Below are 21062 nucleotides of genomic sequence, written 5' to 3' on the forward strand. Positions count from 1 at the left end.
GGGTGCGCAATGGCCGTTAACTTACTGAAAAAGAACTCACTCGCGCTGGTCGCTTCTCTGCTGCTGGCGGGCCATGTACAGGCAACGGAACTGCTGAACAGTTCTTATGACGTCTCTCGCGAGCTGTTTGCAGCCCTTAATCCGCCGTTTGAGCAACAATGGGCAAAAGATAACGGCGGCGACAAACTGACGATAAAACAATCTCATGCCGGGTCATCAAAACAGGCGCTGGCGATTTTGCAGGGCTTAAAAGCAGACGTTGTCACTTATAACCAGGTGACCGACGTACAAATCCTGCATGACAAAGGCAAGCTGATCCCGGCCGACTGGCAGTCGCGCCTGCCGAATAACAGCTCGCCGTTCTACTCCACCATGGGCTTCCTGGTACGTAAGGGCAACCCGAAGAATATTCACGACTGGAACGACCTCGTGCGCTCCGACGTGAAGCTGATTTTCCCGAACCCGAAAACGTCGGGTAACGCACGTTACACCTATCTGGCGGCATGGGGTGCAGCGGATAAAGCTGACGGTGGCGACAAAGCCAAAACCGAACAGTTTATGACCCAGTTCCTGAAAAACGTTGAAGTGTTCGATACTGGTGGTCGTGGCGCGACCACCACCTTTGCCGAGCGCGGGCTGGGCGATGTGCTGATTAGCTTCGAATCGGAAGTGAACAACATCCGCAAACAGTATGAAGCGCAGGGCTTTGAAGTGGTGATTCCGAAAACCAACATTCTGGCGGAATTCCCGGTGGCGTGGGTCGATAAAAACGTGCAGGCCAACGGTACGGAAAAAGCAGCAAAAGCCTACCTGAACTGGCTCTACAGCCCGCAGGCGCAGACCATCATCACCGACTATTACTACCGCGTAAATAACCCGGAAGTCATGGACAAACTGAAAAACAAATTCCCGCAGACCGAGCTGTTCCGCGTGGAAGACAAATTTGGCTCCTGGCCGGAAGTGATGAAAACCCACTTCACCAGCGGCGGCGAGTTAGACAAGCTGTTAGCGGCGGGGCGTAATTAATGTTTGCAGTTTCATCAAGACGCGTGCTGCCGGGCTTTACCTTAAGCCTCGGCACCAGTCTGCTGTTTGTGTGCCTGATTTTGCTGCTGCCGCTCTCAGCGCTGGTGATGCAGCTCTCTGAGATGAGCTGGGCACAGTACTGGGAGGTGATCACCAACCCGCAGGTGGTCGCGGCCTACAAAGTGACGCTGCTGTCGGCGTTTGTGGCATCAATTTTTAACGGCGTTTTCGGCCTGCTGATGGCGTGGATCTTAACTCGCTATCGCTTTCCGGGCCGCACGCTGCTTGATGCGCTGATGGATTTACCCTTTGCGCTACCGACGGCGGTCGCAGGTTTGACGTTGGCCTCGCTCTTTTCCGTGAACGGTTTTTACGGTGAATGGCTGGCGAAGTTTGATATCAAAGTCACCTATACCTGGCTGGGGATTGCGGTGGCGATGGCCTTTACCAGTATTCCATTTGTGGTGCGTACCGTGCAGCCGGTGCTGGAAGAGTTAGGCCCGGAATATGAAGAAGCGGCAGAAACGCTCGGCGCAACGCGTTGGCAGAGTTTCTGCAAAGTGGTGCTGCCGGAGCTTTCTCCGGCGCTGGTGGCGGGCGTGGCGCTGTCGTTTACCCGCAGCCTCGGTGAGTTTGGCGCGGTAATTTTTATCGCCGGGAACATTGCCTGGAAGACGGAAGTGACGTCGCTGATGATTTTTGTTCGCTTACAGGAGTTTGATTACCCGGCGGCGAGCGCGATTGCTTCGGTGATCCTCGCGGCATCCCTGCTGCTGCTGTTCTCAATTAACACTCTGCAAAGTCGCTTTGGTCGGCGTGTGGTAGGTCATTAATGGCGGAAGTTACCCAATTGAAGCGTTATGACGCGCGCCCGATTAACTGGGGCAAATGGTTTCTGATTGGCATCGGGATGCTGGTTTCGGCGTTCATCCTGCTGGTGCCGATGATTTACATCTTCGTGCAGGCGTTCAGCAAAGGGCTGATGCCAGTTTTACAGAATCTGGCCGATCCGGACATGCTGCACGCCATCTGGCTGACGGTGATGATTGCGCTGATTGCCGTACCGGTGAACCTGGTGTTCGGCATTCTGCTGGCCTGGCTGGTGACGCGCTTTAACTTCCCCGGACGCCAGTTGCTGCTGACGCTGCTGGACATTCCGTTTGCCGTGTCGCCGGTGGTTGCCGGTCTGGTGTATCTGCTGTTTTACGGCTCTAACGGCCCGCTCGGTGGCTGGCTGGATGAACATAATCTGCAAATTATGTTCTCCTGGCCGGGAATGGTGCTGGTCACCATCTTCGTGACGTGTCCGTTTGTGGTGCGTGAGCTGGTGCCGGTGATGTTAAGCCAGGGCAGCCAGGAAGACGAAGCAGCGATTTTGCTGGGCGCATCTGGCTGGCAGATGTTCCGTCGCGTCACGCTGCCGAACATCCGCTGGGCGCTGCTTTATGGCGTGGTGCTGACCAACGCCCGCGCGATTGGCGAGTTTGGTGCGGTGTCGGTGGTTTCCGGCTCGATTCGCGGCGAAACACTTTCGCTGCCGTTACAGATTGAATTGCTGGAGCAGGACTACAACACCGTCGGCTCCTTTACCGCCGCTGCGCTGTTGACGCTGATGGCGATTATCACCCTGTTTTTAAAGAGTATGTTGCAGTGGCGTCTGGAGAATCAGGAAAAACGCGCGCAGCAGGAGGAACATCATGAGCATTGAGATTGCCAATATTAAGAAGTCTTTTGGTCGCACCCAGGTGCTGAACGATATCTCACTGGATATTCCTTCTGGTCAGATGGTCGCATTGCTGGGGCCGTCCGGTTCCGGGAAAACCACGCTGCTGCGCATTATCGCCGGGCTGGAGCATCAAACCAGCGGGCATATTCGCTTCCACGGCACCGACGTCAGCCGCCTGCATGCGCGCGATCGTAAAGTCGGTTTCGTGTTTCAGCATTACGCGCTGTTCCGCCATATGACGGTGTTCGACAATATCGCTTTCGGCCTGACGGTGCTGCCGCGTCGCGAGCGCCCGAATGCCGCAGCCATCAAAGCGAAAGTGACAAAATTGCTGGAGATGGTGCAGCTTGCGCATCTGGCGGATCGTTATCCGGCACAGCTTTCCGGCGGGCAGAAACAGCGCGTGGCGCTGGCGCGTGCGCTGGCTGTGGAACCGCAAATTCTGCTGCTTGATGAACCGTTTGGCGCGCTGGATGCGCAGGTGCGTAAAGAGCTGCGTCGCTGGTTGCGTCAACTGCATGAAGAACTGAAATTTACCAGCGTATTCGTGACCCATGACCAGGAAGAAGCGACCGAAGTAGCCGATCGTGTAGTGGTGATGAGCCAGGGCAATATCGAGCAGGCTGATGCGCCGGATCAGGTATGGCGCGAACCGGCGACCCGTTTTGTGCTTGAATTTATGGGCGAAGTGAACCGCCTGCAGGGAACCATTCGCGGCGGGCAGTTCCATGTTGGCGCACATCGCTGGCCGCTGGGCTACACACCTGCTTATCAGGGGCCGGTGGATCTCTTCCTGCGCCCGTGGGAAGTGGATATCAGCCGCCGTACCAGTCTCGATTCGCCGCTGCCGGTACAGGTACTGGAAGCCAACCCGAAAGGCCACTACACCCAATTAGTTGTGCAGCCGCTGGGGTGGTACAACGAACCGCTGACGGTCGTGATGCACGGCGACGACGCCCCGCAACGTGGCGAGCGTTTATTCGTTGGTCTGCAACATGCGCGGCTGTATAACGGCGACGAGCGTATTGAAACCCGCGATGAGGAACTTGCTCTCGCACAAAGCGCCTGATAGGTTGAGTGTATGTTAAACGCCCGGAGGCGCTTCCCGCGATCCGGGCTTTTTAATGGCAAGGTTTGTAACCTGTAGGCCTGATAAGACGCGCAAGCGTCGCATCAGGCAACACCACGTATGGATAGAGATCGTGAGTACATTAGAACAAACAATTGGCAATACGCCTCTGGTGAAGTTGCAGCGAATGGGGCCGAATAACGGCAGTGAAGTCTGGTTGAAACTGGAAGGCAATAACCCGGCAGGTTCGGTGAAAGATCGTGCGGCGCTTTCGATGATCGTCGAGGCGGAAAAGCGCGGGGAAATTAAACCGGGTGATGTCTTAATCGAAGCCACCAGTGGTAACACCGGCATTGCGCTGGCAATGATTGCCGCGTTGAAAGGCTATCGCATGAAATTGCTGATGCCCGACAACATGAGCCAGGAACGCCGTGCGGCGATGCGTGCTTATGGTGCGGAACTGATTCTTGTCACCAAAGAGCAGGGCATGGAAGGTGCGCGCGATCTGGCGCTTGAAATGGCGAATCGTGGTGAAGGAAAGCTGCTCGATCAGTTCAATAATCCTGATAACCCTTACGCCCATTACACCACCACCGGGCCGGAAATCTGGCAGCAAACCGGCGGGCGCATTACCCATTTTGTCTCCAGCATGGGAACAACCGGCACTATCACCGGCGTTTCACGCTTTATGCGCGAGCAATCCAAACCGGTGACGATTGTCGGCTTACAGCCGGAAGAGGGCAGTAGCATTCCCGGCATTCGCCGCTGGCCTGCGGAATATCTGCCGGGGATTTTCAACGCTTCGCTGGTGGATGAGGTGCTGGATATTCATCAGCGAGAAGCGGAAAACACCATGCGCGAACTGGCAGTGCGGGAAGGAATATTCTGTGGCGTCAGCTCCGGCGGCGCGGTTGCTGGAGCACTGCGGGTGGCAAAAGCTAACCCTGGTGCGGTGGTGGTAGCGATCATCTGCGATCGTGGCGATCGCTACCTTTCCACCGGGGTGTTTGGGGAAGAGCATTTTAGTCAGGGGGCGGGGATTTAAGATTATTGCGCAGGCACCGTTTTATCCGTCTGCGCAATTAGCGCATGTAAAAAAGGTTGTGCGTTCTCATCACTCTTACCTGGGATCTTCACAATATACGGCTTCCCGGTAATCGATGACGACGAAGCAACCTTATCAATAAACTGCTCGGCAGTGTCAATGCGGTTACGGGTATTGCCGAGCTTCAGACGCAGGTGGGAAACCGCTTCATCACAGGTGTGTTCATCGCCGTTACGCACAAATATCAAATCCTTTTTCTGTGCTAATCCCTCCAGCATGGCGTTGATACGGGCTTCTTCATGGGCAGTTAACTTCGCGTAAACGGGGAGTGTCATTAGCAGCGTAATGGCCAGACAAATGATTTTCTTCACTGAATTACCTTATCCTTGTTTTGTAATAGCCGATTTGACTGCCAGAATCAGGTAAAGTTTCGGTTGGAATACGATGAGGATCATCGGCAAGGAGAAAAAATTAAATGAGTAGTTTGTTGTTGTTTAACGATAAGAGCAGGGCATTGCAGGCGGATATCGTCGCCGTGCAGTCGCAGGTAGTGTACGGCAGCGTAGGCAACAGCATTGCGGTGCCTGCTATCAAACAGAACGGCTTGAATGTCTTTGCCGTGCCGACGGTATTGCTGAGCAATACACCGCATTATGACACTTTCTACGGTGGTGCGATTCCGGACGAATGGTTTAGCGGCTATTTGCGTGCGCTTCAGGAGCGTGATGCGTTGCGCCAACTTCGTGCTGTAACCACGGGCTATATGGGAACGGCATCGCAAATCAAAATCCTTGCCGAGTGGCTGACTGCGCTACGCAAAGACCATCCTGACCTATTGATCATGGTCGATCCGGTGATTGGCGATATTGATAGCGGAATTTATGTCAAACCAGACCTTCCCGAGGCGTATCGACAATATTTACTGCCGCTGGCGCAGGGAATTACCCCCAATATTTTTGAGCTGGAAATCCTGACCGGTAAAAATTGCCGCGATCTCGACAGTGCCATTGCTGCCGCAAAAAGTCTGCTTTCAGACACATTAAAATGGGTGGTGATTACCAGCGCCTCCGGTAATGAAGAAAATCAGGAGATGCAGGTGGTGGTGGTCAGTGCCGACAGCGTGAATGTCATTTCCCATTCACGGGTAAAAACCGACCTGAAAGGGACTGGCGACCTGTTTTGTGCTCAGCTTATCAGTGGTTTGCTGAAAGGGAAGGCGTTAAACGATGCGGTGCACCGTGCGGGGTTGCGCGTACTGGAAGTGATGCGCTACACCCAGCAGCATGAGAGCGATGAATTGATTTTGCCGCCGCTGGCGGAAGCATAAAAAATGGCGCCGATGGGCGCCATTTTTCACTGCGGCAAGAATTACTTCTTGATGCGGATAACCGGGGTTTCACCCACGGTTACGCTACCGGACAGTTTGATCAGTTCTTTGATTTCGTCCATGTTGGAGATAACAACCGGAGTCAGGGTAGACTTGGCTTTCTCTTCCAGCAGCGGCAGATCAAATTCAATGACAGTATCGCCAACTTTCACGCGCTGACCTTCTTCAGCAATACGCTTGAAGCCTTCGCCTTTCAGTTCAACGGTGTCGATACCGAAGTGGACGAACAGTTCAACGCCGCTATCAGATTCGATAGAGAACGCGTGGTTGGTTTCAAAGATTTTACCAATGGTGCCGTCTACAGGCGCGACCATTTTGTTTCCAGTTGGTTTGATAGCAATGCCATCACCAACGATTTTTTCCGCAAAAACGACATCCGGCACGTCTTCGATATTGACGATCTCGCCAGAGAGCGGAGCAATGATCTCAATAGTTCCGGTATCCTTCTTGTCGTCGGAAACCAGAGATTTCAGTTTATCGAACAAACCCATGATCTTCTCCTAAGCAGTAAATTGGGCCGCATCTCGTGGATTAGCAGATTGTTTTTTCTTCAATGAACTTGTTAACCAGCGTCATTAACTCGTCCGTTGTCGGTTGAGCAAGAGCCTGCTCTGCTAACACCTTCGCATCTTCGAAGTTCGTGTTACGGATAATCTTCTTAATGCGCGGGATAGAAATGGCGCTCATAGAGAATTCGTCCAGACCCATCCCCAGCAACAGAAGTGTAGCACGTTCGTCGCCTGCAAGCTCACCACACATGCCAGTCCATTTGCCTTCAGCATGAGAAGCATCAATAACTTGCTTGATCAAGTTCAGCACGGACGGTGACATTGGCTGGTAAAGGTGTGAAATCATATCATTACCACGGTCAACTGCCAGAGTGTACTGCGTTAAATCATTGGTGCCGATACTAAAGAAATCAACTTCTTTGGCTAAATGACGTGCAATTGTTGCGGCAGCCGGTGTTTCCACCATTACGCCGATTTCAATTGACTCGTCAAACGCTTTACCTTCGTCGCGCAGTTCCTGTTTGTAGATTTCGATCTCTTTGCGCAGTGCACGCACTTCTTCAACAGAGATGATCATCGGGAACATAATGCGCAATTTACCGAAAGCCGAGGCACGCAGGATAGCGCGGAGCTGATCGCGCAGGATCTCTTTACGATCCATCGCGATACGGATAGCGCGCCAGCCGAGGAACGGGTTCTCTTCTTTCGGGAAGTTCATGTATGGCAGCTCTTTGTCGCCGCCGATGTCCATGGTACGAACGATAACCGCCTGCGAGCCACACGCTTCAGCCACTGCTTTGTAAGCAGCAAACTGTTCTTCTTCAGTGGGCAGCGCGTCGCGGTCCATGAACAGGAACTCAGTACGATACAGACCAACGCCTTCAGCGCCGTTACGCTCTGCACCTTCAACGTCACGAACCGTACCAATGTTAGCGCACACTTCTACCTGGTGACCGTCCAGCGTAATAGCTGGCAGATCTTTCAGTTTAGCAAGCTCTGCTTTTTCAGAAGCCACTTGCTCCTGAACAGCGCGCATTTTATCAATAACTTCGTTGGTTGGATTGACGTAAACCTGATTATTTACGGCATCCAGAATCAGATAGTCGTCATTTTTCACCTGAGAGGTGACGCTACCGGTACCCACGATAGCAGGCAGTTCCAGAGAACGCGCCATGATAGAGGTGTGGGAAGTACGGCCACCCGCGTCGGTGATGAAACCCAGCACCTTCTTCAGGTTCAGCTGTGCGGTTTCGGACGGCGTCAGGTCAGCGGCAACCAGAATGACTTCATCCTGAATGGCGCTCAGGTCGATAATCTTCAGGCCCAGGATGTTGCGCAGCAGGCGCTTACCGATATCACGTACGTCAGCCGCACGTTCTTTCAGGTATTCATCATCCAGCTCTTCCAGGGCAGAAGCCTGACCTTCGATAACTTCATGAGCAGCTGCGTCAGCTGTCATGTGCTTATCTTTAATCAGGGCTATGATTTCCTGCTCCAGCTCCTCATCTTCGAGCAGCATAATATGCCCTTCAAAGATGGCTTCTTTTTCTTCACCGAACGTTTCACCAGCTTTCGTTTTGATCGTTTCCAGCTGGGCTGATGCCTTGGCACGACCGCTCAGAAAACGTTCAACTTCCTGATCAACCTGGTCGGCAGAAATTTTTTTCCGGTCAATGACAATTTCGTCTTCTTTCAGAAGCAGAGCTTTACCGAAAGCGATACCCGGGGATGCTAAAATGCCTGAAATCATAACCCTACCTTACTTGTGACTGATTTTTAAAAGAACCCGGGAAATTACTCGAGTTCCGCCATCAGTTTAACCAGATGTTCAACCGCTTTCTGCTCGTCTTCGCCTTCTGCGGAGATAGTCACAACGGTACCTTGAGTCAGGCCCAGAGTCTGCAGTTTAAACAGGCTTTTCGCGCTGGCGCTTTTGCCGTTGGAAGTCACAGTAATTTCAGAAGTGAAGCCCTTAGCTTCTTTTACAAACTGGGCAGCAGGGCGGGTGTGCAGACCGTTCGGAGCGGTAATGGTAACTTCTTGCTGGAACATTGTATTTCCCCAACTTATAGGTTTAGTGTTGTGGAACTAAAGTCTAGCCTGGCGGTTCGACTTTAGCCTGTATTGTTAGCGCCAGTTTTTAACAGACGCGACGCACGAAGAGCGCAATACAGTCCATTGCTGGCGGGTGTTGACCGCTGACGTTTCGTACGTCATTAAACATTATGCCGCTAAAGGAAGAATTGAACCAAATCATAAAATCGATTCAGCTTTGGCTTTTCCTGTAACGATTAATTTCGCGCATCAAAATAATTAGTCTGGTTAAATACCAGTTCCGACAGGCTGAATCAATGCCAGGAGGGGCGAAAGTTTGAAGCAGGCCACAAAAAAGCACCTGAAAAGGTGCTTTTTTACGCATTTTTAACAAGCTGGCATTACTGTTGCAATTCTTTCTCAGTGAAGAGATCGGCAAACAATGCGGTGCTTAAATAACGCTCACCCGATGACGGTAGAATAACCACAATATTCTTGTTGGTAAAGCTTTCATCTTCTTGTAGTTTCAACGCCGCAGCAACAGCTGCTCCAGAAGAGATACCAGCAAGAATACCTTCCTCTTCCATCAGACGACGCGCGGTAGAAATGGCTTCTTCATTGGTGATGCCAATGACTTTGTCGACCAGCTTGAGATCGAGGTTAGCCGGGATAAAACCAGCGCCAATACCCTGAATTTTATGCGGGCCAGGTTTAATCTCTTCACCTGCCAGCGCCTGGGCGATAACTGGAGAATCGGTTGGCTCAACGGCGACAGAGATAAGATCGGTCTTGCCTTTGGTGCCTTTAATGTAGCGGCTGACGCCAGTCAGCGTACCGCCAGTCCCAACGCCAGCAATAAATACATCAACCTGACCGTCGGTATCTTCCCAGATCTCCGGACCGGTGGTTTTTTCGTGAATTTCAGGGTTTGCCGGATTGCTGAATTGTTGCAGCAGCAGGTATTTCTCTGGATTGCTGGCGACAATTTCTTCTGCTTTTTGGATTGCGCCTTTCATGCCTTTAGCACCTTCGGTCAGCACCAGGTTTGCACCTAATGCTTTCAGCAGCTTGCGGCGTTCAATACTCATGGTTTCTGGCATAGTCAGGGTGAGTTTGTAACCGCGAGCGGCAGCGACATAGGCCAGTGCAATCCCGGTATTACCGCTGGTTGGTTCAACCAGTTCAACGCCTGGTTTCAGCACGCCGCGCTTTTCGGCATCCCAAATCATGTTGGCACCGATACGGCACTTAACGCTGAAGCTGGGGTTACGAGATTCCACCTTCGCCAGAATGCGTCCGTTACCGATGCGATTCAGGCGAACCAGCGGCGTGTGACCGATAGTCAGCGAGTTATCTTCAAAAATCTTACTCATGGCCTGTCCTTAACTGTATGAAATTGGGATACAACAGGTAGCATACCCGCTCAGAGAATATGCGGAAGTAAGGATTTAGCATATCTATATACAGAAGGGAAATAATGACATGCAAGATGGAATAAGGGGCGGCATAAGCCACCCCTGTTTCACACAAGCGGTTTACAAAATAACCGGTAGATTGTTACCGCCACATCGCGTGTTTATCGCGATAGCAATCGACCCACATCGCCGTCGCACCACAAACGGCAACGGGCATGATGAACAGATTAAGCAGAGGGATCATCGTAAACAGGCTGGTTAAAGCACCAAACTGCATATTGGTGATTTTGCGTGTGCGCAGGGCGGTGCGCATCTCTTTAAACGGCACTTTGTGGTTATCGAAGGGGTAATCGCAATACTGGATGGCTAACATCCAGGCGCTAAACAGGAACCACAGTACCGGCGCGACGGTTTGCCCAATACCAGGGATGAAGTAAAGAATTAGCAATACAATTGCGCGCGGCAGATACCACGCAAATTTTTGCCATTCGCGTTTCATGATTCGCGGCACATCTTTCATGATACCGAAAATCCCGGTATCTGGCGGTGTAGCGCCAGTCAATCGTGCTTCCAGTTGTTCAGCCAATAAACCGTTAAACGGAGCGGCAATCCAGTTAGCAATCGTTGAGAAGAAATAGCCAAACACTAACAGCACGGAGATGACTGCCAGAGGCCACAACAGATAGCTCAGCCATTGTAACCAGTCCGGAACATAACTCATGAGAGTCGGGATCCAGACATCGAGTTGCGTAAAGAGCCACCAGAATGCGCCCCCCATCAACAAAATATTGACCAGCAGCGGTAAAATAACGAAACGCCGAATCCCAGGTTGCGAGACGAGCTTCCAGCCTTGCGCAAAATAGTAAAAACCGCTGCGTGGGGCAGATGTGAATGATGAAACCATAATCAGGATGAGCTCCTTTTGACCAATCCCAGGAAAATTCTGCGTATTTTACCGGGTAATTGCGCAATGGACAGTTAGGATATGTTCGAAAAAACAGCAAAAAGCACGATTTCATCTATCTTTGTGCTGTGAAAGTTAATAGTGCACTTGCACTTGAGGTAATCGGCAAATACTCTTAGTGAGTAAATGTTTGCCGTGGTGGCAAGGTGTTAGAACAACAGAGAATATAATGATGCAGGATTTGCGTCTGATATTAATCATTGTTGGCGCGATCGCCATAATCGCTTTACTGGTACATGGTTTCTGGACCAGCCGTAAAGAACGATCTTCTATGTTCCGCGATCGGCCATTAAAACGAATGAAGTCAAAACGTGACGACGATTCTTATGACGAGGATGTCGAAGATGATGAGGGCGTTGGTGAGGTTCGTGTTCACCGCGTGAATCATGCCCCGGCTAACGCCCAGGAGCATGAGGCTGCTCGTCCGTCGCCGCAACACCAGTACCAACCGCCTTATGCGTCTGCACAGCCGCGTCAACCGGTCCAGCAGCCGCCTGAAGCGCAGGTACCGCCGCAACATGCTCCGCGTCCAGCGCAGCCGGTGCAGCAACCCGTGCAGCAGCCTGCCTATCAGCCGCAGCCTGAACAGCCGTTGCAGCAGCCAGTTTCGCCACAGGTCGCGTCAGCGCCGCAGCCAGTGCATTCAGCACCGCAACCGGCACAACAGGCTTTCCAGTCTGCAGAACCCGTAGCGGCACCACAGCCTGAGCCTGTAGCGGAACCGGCTCCAGTTATGGATAAACCGAAGCGCAAAGAAGCGGTGATTATCATGAACGTCGCGGCGCATCACGGTAGCGAGCTAAACGGTGAACTGCTTCTTAACAGCATTCAACAAGCGGGCTTCATTTTTGGCGATATGAATATTTACCATCGTCATCTTAGCCCGGATGGCAGCGGCCCGGCGTTATTCAGCCTGGCGAATATGGTGAAACCGGGAACCTTTGATCCTGAAATGAAGGATTTCACTACTCCGGGTGTCACTATCTTTATGCAGGTACCGTCTTACGGTGACGAGCTGCAGAACTTCAAGCTGATGCTGCAATCTGCGCAGCATATTGCCGATGAAGTGGGCGGTGTAGTGCTTGACGATCAGCGCCGTATGATGACTCCGCAGAAATTGCGCGAGTACCAGGACATCATCCGCGAAGTCAAAGACGCCAACGCCTGATACACTTAAGGCAAATTAACTCCTCTTCGAACCCCCGCTTGTCGGGGGTTTTTAGCATTGATGGTGCGATATGGAATCAATCGAACAACAACTGACAGAACTGCGAACGACGCTTCGCCATCATGAATATCTTTATCATGTGATGGATGCGCCGGAAATTCCCGACGCTGAATACGACAGGCTGATGCGCGAACTGCGCGAGCTGGAAACCAAACATCCAGAACTGATTACGCCTGATTCGCCTACCCAACGTGTAGGTGCTGCGCCGCTGGCGGCTTTCAGCCAGATCCGCCATGAAGTGCCAATGCTGTCGCTGGATAACGTTTTTGATGAAGAAAGCTTTCTTGCTTTCAACAAACGTGTGCAGGACCGTCTGAAAAGCAACGAGAAAGTCACCTGGTGCTGTGAGCTGAAGCTGGATGGCCTTGCTGTCAGTATTCTGTATGAAAATGGCGTTTTGGTCAGTGCCGCGACGCGTGGCGATGGTACTACCGGGGAAGATATCACGTCTAATGTGCGTACTATTCGCGCCATTCCGCTGAAGCTACACGGAGAGAATATCCCGGCGCGTCTGGAAGTACGTGGTGAAGTGTTCCTGCCACAGGCGGGCTTCGAAAAGATTAACGAAGATGCGCGACGTACGGGCGGGAAAGTGTTTGCTAACCCACGTAATGCGGCAGCTGGTTCACTGCGTCAGCTTGATCCGCGTATTACAGCGAAGCGACCGCTCACTTTTTTCTGCTATGGCGTCGGTATTCTGGAAGGTGGCGAGCTGCCGAATACTCATCTTGGCCGTTTACTGCAATTTAAAAAGTGGGGTTTGCCGGTCAGCGACCGGGTAACACTTTGTGAATCGGCGGAAGAAGTGCTGGCGTTCTATCACAAAGTGGAAGAAGACCGCCCGACGCTGGGCTTTGATATCGACGGCGTGGTGATTAAGGTCAACTCACTGACACAGCAGGAGCAGCTTGGCTTTGTCGCGCGTGCCCCGCGCTGGGCGGTAGCGTTTAAATTCCCGGCGCAGGAACAGATGACCTTTGTGCGTGACGTCGAGTTTCAGGTTGGGCGTACTGGCGCGATTACGCCTGTTGCGCGTCTGGAACCTGTCCATGTTGCAGGCGTGCTGGTGAGTAACGCAACCTTACACAATGCGGATGAAATCGAACGTCTTGGTTTACGCATTGGCGATAAAGTGGTGATTCGCCGCGCTGGCGACGTGATCCCGCAGGTGGTTAACGTCGTGCTTTCTGAACGCCCGGAAGATACCCGTGAGGTTGTATTCCCGACGCATTGTCCGGTATGTGGTTCTGACGTTGAGCGTGTGGAAGGTGAAGCGGTTGCCCGCTGTACCGGTGGCCTGATTTGCGGTGCGCAGCGTAAAGAGTCGCTGAAACACTTTGTTTCCCGCCGTGCGATGGACGTTGACGGTATGGGCGACAAAATCATCGATCAGCTGGTTGAAAAAGAATATGTCCATACTCCGGCGGATCTGTTCAAACTCACCGCAGGCAAACTGACCGGACTGGAGCGCATGGGGCCGAAATCGGCACAAAACGTGGTTAACGCGCTGGAAAAAGCGAAAGAAACCACCTTTGCCCGCTTCCTCTATGCACTTGGCATCCGTGAAGTCGGCGAGGCCACCGCAGCAGGTCTGGCGGCATATTTCGGCACGCTGGAAGCGCTGGAAGCCGCTTCGATTGAAGAGCTACAAAAGGTGCCTGATGTTGGCATTGTCGTTGCCTCCCACGTTCACAACTTCTTTGCCGAAGAAAGCAACCGCAATGTCATCAGCGAGCTGTTGGCGGAAGGCGTTCACTGGCCTGCGCCGGTGGTGATTAACGCGGAAGAGATTGACAGCCCGTTTGCTGGTAAAACCGTGGTGCTTACGGGCAGCTTAAGCCAGATGTCACGTGATGACGCTAAAGCTCGACTGGTCGAACTGGGCGCGAAAGTCGCGGGCAGCGTGTCGAAGAAAACCGATCTGGTGATAGTGGGTGAAGCTGCAGGATCTAAACTGGCGAAGGCGCAGGAACTGGGCATTGAAGTCATCGACGAAGCGGAAATGCTGCGTTTGCTGGGTAGCTGAGATGGAAAAAGAGCAGCTGATTGAAATAGCCAATACGATAATGCCGTTTGGCAAATACAAAGGGCGTCGCTTAATCGACCTGCCGGAGGAGTATCTTCTGTGGTTTGCCCGCAAAGATGAGTTCCCGGCAGGGAAGCTCGGTGAGCTAATGCAAATCACGCTGCTGATTAAAACTGAGGGGCTGGCGCAACTGGTCCAGCCCCTGAAGCGTCCTCTTTAAGCTTTATTGGCGCGGCTTTCCTGCTGCGCCTGTAACTGTTCGGTTTGGTGTTTGTATCGACGCGCCAGCACCGCACAGACCATCAATTGGATCTGATGGAAAATCATCAGAGGCAGCACCATCATACCGATCACCGATGTGGGGAAAAGAATATTTGCCATCGGGATGCCATTTGCCAGACTCTTTTTCGAACCACAAAAGACGATAGTAATTTCATCTGCCTTATTGAAGCCCAGTCGGCGTGCCATAAAGACGTTAACTACAATCACGATAGCCAGAAGAACGCAGCTGACCACCACGATAAACAGCAATGATCCCCAGCCAACTTTATGCCAGATACCATTAACAACGGCTTCGCTGAACGCTGTATAAACCACCAATAGAATGGACGTCTGGTCAGTTTTCGCAATCCATTTTTTATTGCGCGACACCCAGTCACCAATCCACGGCCGGGAAAGATGCCCCAACACAAACGGCAGCAGCAGTTGCAGCATAATTTTACCGACCTGCTCAAGGCTGCCCCCTGCACCGTGAACATTCATCACCAGACCAACCAGCAATGGTGAAAGGAAAATCCCCAGCAGGCTGGATGCTGACGCAGAACAAACCGCCGCCGCGACGTTACCGCCCGCCATTGACGTGAAGGCGATTGCAGACTGCACGGTAGCGGGGAGAATGCACAAGTAGAGAAAACCGGAGTAGAGCATCGGGTCGACATTTACCGGTTTCCACCAGGCAAACAGCACGCCCAGAATCGGAAACAGTACAAAGGTGCTGCACATTACCCACAAATGCAGTCGCCAGTGACCACCGCCAGCAATAATCGCTTCACGCGACAACTTCGCGCCGTGCATAAAGAACAGCAGGGCAATCGCTGCGGTGGTCAGATTTTCAAAGAAGGGGACGAAATCGCCTCTGGCCGGAAAGAAAGAGGCCAGCAACACCACCGTGATCAGGGTTAAGGTGAAAGGATCGAGGATACGAAAAAGTTTCATAAAGACTCCAGATGATCGATGGTTCTATTGTGCTTCTTCCAGTTTGAGAAATAAAATTGATTTATTGCATCCATTCATGAAGAAAACAGATGAATTATTCTTTAAAGCAATTAAAGGTTTTCGTCACAGTAGCGCAGGAGAAAAGTTTTAGTCGTGCAGGAGAGCGTATCGGCCTGAGTCAGTCGGCAGTAAGTCACAGTGTGAAGGAGCTGGAAAATCATACTGGTGTTCGCCTGCTGGACAGAACCACGCGTGAAGTGGTGCTTACAGATGCAGGGCTGCAGTTGGCTTTGCGTCTTGAGCGACTGCTGGATGAACTTAACAGCACGTTGCGCGATACCGGGCGTATGGGGCAACAACTGAGCGGAAAAGTTCGGGTCGCTGCCAGCCAGACCATTTCCGCGCATCTTATTCCGCAATGCATTGCTGAAAGCCATCGCCGCTATCCAGATATTCAGTTTATCCTGCACGATCGTCCGCAGCAGTGGGTGATGGAAAGTATTCGCCAGGGAGATGTCGATTTTGGCATCGTCATCGATCCAGGCCCAGTGGGCGATCTGCAATGTGAAGCGATTCTTTCCGAGCCTTTCTTCTTGCTTTGCCATCGCGATAGCGCTTTGGCCGCGGAAGATTATGTACCCTGGCAGGCATTACAGGGAGCGAAATTGGTGTTGCAGGATTACGCGTCAGGCAGCCGACCGCTGATTGACGCAGCGCTGGCGCGCAATGGTATTCAGGCGAATATTGTGCAGGAGATTGGACATCCGGCGACGCTGTTCCCGATGGTAGCCGCAGGCATCGGCATTAGTATTCTTCCCGCACTGGCGCTGCCGTTACCTGAAGGTAGCCCGCTGGTGGTAAAGCGCATTACGCCGGTGGTGGAACGCCAGTTGATGCTGGTGCGCAGGAAGAACCGTTCACTTTCCACCGCCGCACAAGCGTTATGGGACGTGGTACGAGGCCAGGGCCGTGCTCTAATGGCTGGGCGGGAAGGGGATCCGCTGTATCAGATATAGAGCTATTCATACTGCCGGGAGCCCCGGCAGTAATCAATCAGAAATTAAATTTGATGGAGTAGATTATTGCATCCTGGTAAAAATCTTCGCCCAGTTTGTCATCCGCATAACGATACTGAATTCCTGTGGTGATGTGTGAAGTTGCATTCCACCAAAGTGCGACGGCACCGTTCAGACCTTCTTTGCCGCCATTACCTGCCGCGTAGGTGGCATCACGATCAAACTCGTACTCGTTCCAGTTGGTGAGGGTGAATTTCTCACTGCCCAGCATAAAGCTGTAACCTGCAACCCAACCGGCGACATAACCGTTATCGCCGGTATAATAGGTTTGGTCTGTATAGCGTTTTGCAAAGAACGGTTTGAACCACCAACCGCTGCCGGTGAAATTGTAGCCGATACCGTACAGGAACATATCGTCGTGGAAATTCACGCGATTCGCAGAACCGTAGGTGCCATACGCATGCAAGTAGAAATTAAATCCGGTGTCACCCAGGTAAATACGGTTGGTATTTTTAAAGGTATAACGCTGCTCGCTACCTGGTTTATTATGGCGACCGTTATAGAAGTTTTCCCAGTCGAAGAACCCGTACATTTCTCCCCAACTAAAGTTAGCGCCACCTTCAAATTCAAGATAACCAAAATCATCTTTGTGTGATTTGGTCGACGATTTTTCGGTAGTCCGGCTGGTCCAGTCCAGATAATGCACGCCGATATCTGCAAAACCGCCTTTAAATTCTGCATGAGATACTGCTGGTATCGCCAATACAGAAGAGAGTGTCAGAGTAAAAAGATGTTTTTTCATAGCATAATTCCCTATGCCGATCGTTATTAGTTGATTGCTTAATAAAAAGGTTGATTAAAAGCGGCATATTGTTAATGCAATGGAAAGGAGAGTACCAATACAGTTTTTTCCGCCTATTAATAGTGAAAAAATATAAATATATCGATATCGAATAACTATCGGATACATGAAAAAAGTGTATTGGTATGAGGTAGGGCAATCTCGTTATAAAAAGGCGTTAGATTCCACCCTACAAAAAAAGGATATATATGTATCAGGCTCAGTTTTCTCATAACCCACTGTATTGCGTAGATATTATCAAGACTTATAAACCTGATTTCACGCCACGAGTGGCCTTTATTTTAGGTTCCGGGCTGGGCGCGCTGGCCGATCAGATTGAGAACGCGGTCGCAATTTCCTACGAAAAGCTGCCTGGGTTCCCGGTAAGTACCGTACATGGCCATGCGGGTGAGCTGGTGCTGGGTTATCTCCAGGGGGTGCCAGTGGTGTGCATGAAAGGTCGCGGACATTTCTACGAAGGTCGTGGGATGACCATCATGACGGATGCAATCCGTACCTTTAAGTTGCTGGGCTGCGAGTTGCTGTTCAGCACCAATGCGGCTGGCTCACTGCGTCCTGAAGTGGGGGCCGGCAGTCTGGTCGCATTGAAAGATCACATCAACACCATGCCGGGAACGCCGATGGTGGGTCTTAATGATGAACGTTTTGGTGAGCGCTTCTTCTCGCTGGCGAATGCCTACGATGCGGAATACCGCGCACTGTTACAAAAAGTGGCGAAAGAAGAGGGGGTCCCTCTGACGGAGGGCGTGTTCGTCTCGTATCCGGGTCCGAATTTCGAGACTACGGCGGAAATTCGCATGATGCAAATTATTGGTGGGGATGTTGTTGGTATGTCTGTGGTGCCTGAGGTTATTTCTGCTCGCCATTGCGAACTTAAAGTCGTTGCGGTCTCTGCGATTACCAACATGGCGGAAGGTCTGAGTGACGTGAAGCTTTCTCATGCCCAAACGCTGGCAGCAGCGGAACTCTCAAAGCAAAACTTTATTAATCTTATTTGCGGCTTTCTGCGCAAAATTGCCTGAGTAAAACAACAATAAACGGCCTCACGGGTGAGGCCACATGATGCGACAAGGAAACGATTATGAGCATCGCTTTGCGCTTAAAGGTAATGTCCTTTTTGCAATATTTTATCTGGGGGAGCTGGCTGGTTACCCTCGGTTCTTACATGATTAATACCCTTCATTTCACCGGCGCTAATGTTGGCATGGTTTACAGTTCCAAAGGGATCGCCGCGATTATTATGCCCGGTATAATGGGGATCATCGCAGACAAATGGCTGCGTGCAGAACGTGCATACATGCTGTGTCACCTGGTGTGTGCGGGCGTACTTTTTTATGCGGCATCCGTAACTGATCCGGATATGATGTTTTGGGTGATGTTAGTCAATGCGATGGCGTTTATGCCGACTATTGCGTTATCGAACAGCGTCTCTTATTCCTGTCTTGCCCAGGCAGGGCTTGACCCGGTGACCGCTTTCCCGCCCATTCGCGTTTTTGGTACGGTGGGGTTCATTGTCGCCATGTGGGCAGTAAGCCTGCTGCATCTGGAATTGAGTAGTCTGCAGCTGTATATCGCGTCCGGTGCGTCATTGCTGCTGTCGGCTTATGCGCTGACTTTGCCGAAGATTCCGGTTGCGGAGAAAAAAGCGACTACATCGCTTGCCAGCAAGCTGGGTCTGGATGCTTTCGTGCTGTTTAAAAATCCACGCATGGCTATCTTTTTCCTCTTCGCCATGATGCTGGGCGCGGTGCTGCAAATTACCAACGTTTTTGGCAACCCGTTCCTGCATGATTTCGCCCGTAATCCTGAGTTTGCTGACAGTTTTGTGGTGAAATATCCCTCCATTTTACTGTCAGTTTCACAGATGGCAGAAGTGGGCTTTATACTGACTATCCCATTCTTTTTAAAGCGATTTGGCATTAAAACCGTCATGCTGATGAGTATGGTGGCCTGGACGCTGCGCTTTGGCTTCTTCGCCTATGGCGATCCGTCAACAACCGGATTTATTTTGCTACTGCTGTCGATGATTGTTTATGGCTGTGCATTCGATTTCTTCAATATTTCTGGTTCGGTATTTGTCGAACAGGAAGTTGATTCCAGCATTCGTGCCAGCGCGCAGGGGCTCTTTATGACCATGGTAAATGGTGTCGGCGCATGGGTTGGCTCGATTCTGAGCGGTATGGCAGTGGATTACTTCTCGGTGGATGGCGTAAAAGATTGGCATACCATTTGGCTGATGTTTGCAGGGTATGCTCTTTTCCTCGCAGTGATATTTTTCTTTGGGTTTAAATATAACCATGACCCTGAAAAGATAACGCATCGTTCAGTTACACATTAAAAGGATTCGCAGCTCTGTTCCTTGGGGCTGCTTTTATGATAAAGGTTAATTAGTGAAAGATATTTTATTTTCTTCTGGCGTTGGTTTTGGCATTGGTGCTTTGTTTACAATCGTGCGCTTGCCTATTCCTGTACCAAATGTATTACCGGGTATATTATCCATTGTGTTTATGTATGTCGGATATCTGGTGGTGAAATACTTTATGCCATGATAATTTAATACGATGTATTTATTATATGGAGCACTTAATTATGGAACGCGTATACAGAACAGATCTTAAGTTGCTCCGTTATTTTCTTGCAGTAGCGGAAGAGTTGCATTTTGGTCGCGCAGCAGCGCGTTTAAATATGTCTCAGCCTCCGCTCAGCATTCATATTAAAGAGCTGGAAAATCAACTCGGCACGCAGCTTTTTATTCGCCATTCGCGCAGCGTCGTACTGACACACGCGGGCAAAATCTTGATGGAAGAATCGCGTCGATTGCTGGTGAATGCAAATAATGTATTGGCTCGGGTTGAACAAATAGGTCGGGGAGAAGCAGGGCGGATTGAACTCGGGGTTGTGGGAACGGCAATGTGGGGACGGATGCGCCCGGTTATGCGGCGATTCCTCAGGGAAAATCCTAACGTTGACGTTCTTTTTCGCGAAAAGATGCCCGCGATGCAAATGGCCCTGCTGGAACGACGTGAACTCGATGCCGGAATCTGGAGAATGGCGACAGAACCACCGGCAGGTTTTACCAGCTTACGGTTGCATGAATCGGCGTTTCTGGTGGCGATGCCTGAAGAGCATCATCTCTCATCATTTTCCACCGTCCCGCTGGAAGCGCTAGGTGACGAGTATTTCGTTACAATGCCGCCCGTTTACACTGACTGGGATTTTTTGCAGCGAGTTTGCCAGCAGGTGGGATTTTCACCGGTTGTTATTCGCGAAGTTAATGAACCGCAAACGGTACTCGCTATGGTCAGTATGGGCATTGGTATCACATTGATAGCGGACAGCTACGCACAAATGAACTGGCCAGGTGTCATTTTCCGTCCGCTCAAACAGCGCATCCCTGCAGATTTATATATTGTTTATGAAACACAGCAGGTGACGCCCGCGCTGGTTAAACTGCTGGCGGCGTTGGCGCAGTAGATGAGAGGCACGGGAACTGCCGGACATAGTTGGTCTGATAAGCGAAGCGCATCAGGCAATTTCGCA

At 51.3% G+C, this 21062-nt stretch carries 22 protein-coding genes; 14 read left to right on the plus strand and 8 right to left on the minus strand.

The genetic code is table 11. The features are described from left to right. The first annotated feature begins 9 nt into the window (after positions 1–9). The 5 genes from cysP (at position 10) to cysM (ending at position 4866) form a co-directional block, all read left to right on the plus strand. Positions 10–1026 carry a thiosulfate/sulfate ABC transporter substrate-binding protein CysP gene (gene cysP / locus ACK8NJ_RS06685; RefSeq protein WP_000290224.1) on the plus strand — a complete coding sequence of 339 codons (1017 nt, stop codon included), beginning with the start codon at positions 10–12 and terminating at the stop codon, positions 1024–1026. Continuing rightward, complete coding sequence (cysT, locus tag ACK8NJ_RS06690; protein ID WP_000458420.1) at positions 1026–1859, plus strand: sulfate/thiosulfate ABC transporter permease CysT; 834 nt, start codon at positions 1026–1028, stop codon at positions 1857–1859. The genes cysP and cysT overlap by 1 nt, the downstream gene beginning before the upstream one ends. Further along, entirely contained in the window at positions 1859–2734 is an 876-nt protein-coding gene (gene cysW, locus ACK8NJ_RS06695; protein WP_000852686.1) for a sulfate/thiosulfate ABC transporter permease CysW, read from the plus strand. The genes cysT and cysW overlap by 1 nt, the downstream gene beginning before the upstream one ends. After that, entirely contained in the window at positions 2724–3821 is a 1098-nt protein-coding gene (gene cysA, locus ACK8NJ_RS06700; protein ID WP_328115248.1) for a sulfate/thiosulfate ABC transporter ATP-binding protein CysA, read from the plus strand. Before cysW ends, cysA begins: the two co-directional genes overlap by 11 nt. A gap of 133 nt (positions 3822–3954) precedes the next feature. Beyond that, positions 3955–4866, plus strand: coding sequence for a cysteine synthase B (gene cysM / locus ACK8NJ_RS06705; RefSeq protein WP_001309637.1), 912 nt, complete (start codon positions 3955–3957; stop codon positions 4864–4866). Between the two features lie 2 nt (positions 4867–4868). Here cysM and ACK8NJ_RS06710 read toward each other — a convergent pair whose 3' ends face one another. Then, a complete protein-coding gene (locus ACK8NJ_RS06710; RefSeq protein ID WP_062875486.1) occupies positions 4869–5237 on the minus strand; it encodes a YfeK family protein in 369 nt (122 codons plus the stop codon). Positions 5238–5341: 104 nt separating this feature from the next. On the opposite strand from ACK8NJ_RS06710, the gene pdxK reads away from it, so the two are divergent. Beyond that, entirely contained in the window at positions 5342–6193 is an 852-nt protein-coding gene (pdxK, locus tag ACK8NJ_RS06715) for a pyridoxine/pyridoxal/pyridoxamine kinase (RefSeq protein WP_000096660.1), read from the plus strand. A 41-nt stretch (positions 6194–6234) separates the two neighbouring features. On the opposite strand, the gene crr is transcribed toward pdxK, so the two are convergent. The 5 genes from crr to cysZ all read right to left on the minus strand — a co-directional run bounded on the left by crr (position 6235) and on the right by cysZ (position 11115). Then, complete coding sequence (gene crr, locus ACK8NJ_RS06720; RefSeq protein ID WP_000522247.1) at positions 6235–6744, minus strand: PTS glucose transporter subunit IIA; 510 nt, start codon at positions 6742–6744, stop codon at positions 6235–6237. Between the two features lie 40 nt (positions 6745–6784). After that, positions 6785–8512 carry a phosphoenolpyruvate-protein phosphotransferase PtsI gene (ptsI, locus tag ACK8NJ_RS06725; protein WP_000623136.1) on the minus strand — a complete coding sequence of 576 codons (1728 nt, stop codon included), beginning with the start codon at positions 8510–8512 and terminating at the stop codon, positions 6785–6787. Positions 8513–8556: 44 nt separating this feature from the next. Continuing rightward, positions 8557–8814: a phosphocarrier protein Hpr gene (gene ptsH / locus ACK8NJ_RS06730; protein ID WP_000487600.1), complete on the minus strand. Its 258-nt coding sequence runs from the start codon at positions 8812–8814 to the stop codon at positions 8557–8559. 383 nt (positions 8815–9197) lie between these two features. Continuing rightward, on the minus strand, positions 9198–10169 hold the full coding sequence (gene cysK, locus ACK8NJ_RS06735) for a cysteine synthase A (protein ID WP_000034402.1): 972 nt from the start codon (positions 10167–10169) through the stop codon (positions 9198–9200). A gap of 184 nt (positions 10170–10353) precedes the next feature. Further along, entirely contained in the window at positions 10354–11115 is a 762-nt protein-coding gene (cysZ, locus tag ACK8NJ_RS06740; RefSeq protein WP_000254839.1) for a sulfate transporter CysZ, read from the minus strand. Positions 11116–11344: 229 nt separating this feature from the next. Here cysZ and zipA point away from each other — a divergent pair, with 229 nt between their 5' ends. The 3 genes from zipA (at position 11345) to ACK8NJ_RS06755 (ending at position 14649) form a co-directional block, all read left to right on the plus strand. Further along, positions 11345–12343 (plus strand): cell division protein ZipA, encoded by a 999-nt coding sequence (gene zipA, locus ACK8NJ_RS06745; RefSeq protein ID WP_001520979.1) that lies wholly within the window; start codon positions 11345–11347, stop codon positions 12341–12343. A 70-nt stretch (positions 12344–12413) separates the two neighbouring features. After that, positions 12414–14429 carry an NAD-dependent DNA ligase LigA gene (ligA, locus tag ACK8NJ_RS06750; protein ID WP_411962277.1) on the plus strand — a complete coding sequence of 672 codons (2016 nt, stop codon included), beginning with the start codon at positions 12414–12416 and terminating at the stop codon, positions 14427–14429. A gap of 1 nt (position 14430) precedes the next feature. Next, positions 14431–14649 carry a DUF3820 family protein gene (locus tag ACK8NJ_RS06755; protein WP_217824790.1) on the plus strand — a complete coding sequence of 73 codons (219 nt, stop codon included), beginning with the start codon at positions 14431–14433 and terminating at the stop codon, positions 14647–14649. Here the strand turns inward: ACK8NJ_RS06755 and ACK8NJ_RS06760 are convergent. After that, on the minus strand, positions 14646–15644 hold the full coding sequence (locus tag ACK8NJ_RS06760) for a bile acid:sodium symporter family protein (RefSeq protein ID WP_000765603.1): 999 nt from the start codon (positions 15642–15644) through the stop codon (positions 14646–14648). The genes ACK8NJ_RS06755 and ACK8NJ_RS06760 overlap by 4 nt on opposite strands. Positions 15645–15733: 89 nt before the next feature. Between ACK8NJ_RS06760 and ACK8NJ_RS06765 the strand changes: the two genes are divergently transcribed. Beyond that, positions 15734–16660 carry a LysR family transcriptional regulator gene (locus tag ACK8NJ_RS06765; protein ID WP_001559559.1) on the plus strand — a complete coding sequence of 309 codons (927 nt, stop codon included), beginning with the start codon at positions 15734–15736 and terminating at the stop codon, positions 16658–16660. 37 nt (positions 16661–16697) lie between these two features. On the opposite strand, the gene ACK8NJ_RS06770 is transcribed toward ACK8NJ_RS06765, so the two are convergent. Further along, positions 16698–17462 (minus strand): outer membrane protein OmpK, encoded by a 765-nt coding sequence (locus ACK8NJ_RS06770; protein WP_001520977.1) that lies wholly within the window; start codon positions 17460–17462, stop codon positions 16698–16700. Positions 17463–17710: 248 nt separating this feature from the next. On the opposite strand from ACK8NJ_RS06770, the gene xapA reads away from it, so the two are divergent. From xapA to xapR, 4 genes are read left to right on the plus strand one after another with little or no spacing between them, the layout of a single operon-like run. Further along, complete coding sequence (xapA, locus tag ACK8NJ_RS06775; RefSeq protein WP_411962278.1) at positions 17711–18544, plus strand: xanthosine phosphorylase; 834 nt, start codon at positions 17711–17713, stop codon at positions 18542–18544. A 59-nt stretch (positions 18545–18603) separates the two neighbouring features. Continuing rightward, positions 18604–19860 (plus strand): xanthosine/proton symporter XapB, encoded by a 1257-nt coding sequence (xapB, locus tag ACK8NJ_RS06780; protein WP_001520974.1) that lies wholly within the window; start codon positions 18604–18606, stop codon positions 19858–19860. A gap of 52 nt (positions 19861–19912) precedes the next feature. Further along, positions 19913–20071, plus strand: a complete 159-nt coding sequence (locus tag ACK8NJ_RS06785; protein ID WP_000651752.1) for a DUF1427 family protein — start codon at positions 19913–19915, stop codon at positions 20069–20071. 40 nt (positions 20072–20111) lie between these two features. Continuing rightward, positions 20112–20996: a DNA-binding transcriptional regulator XapR gene (gene xapR, locus ACK8NJ_RS06790; RefSeq protein ID WP_001389744.1), complete on the plus strand. Its 885-nt coding sequence runs from the start codon at positions 20112–20114 to the stop codon at positions 20994–20996. Positions 20997–21062: the final 66 nt, after the last annotated feature.

This window comes from Escherichia sp. F1, assembly GCF_046764225.1.
Taxonomy (GTDB): domain Bacteria; phylum Pseudomonadota; class Gammaproteobacteria; order Enterobacterales; family Enterobacteriaceae; genus Escherichia; species Escherichia coli.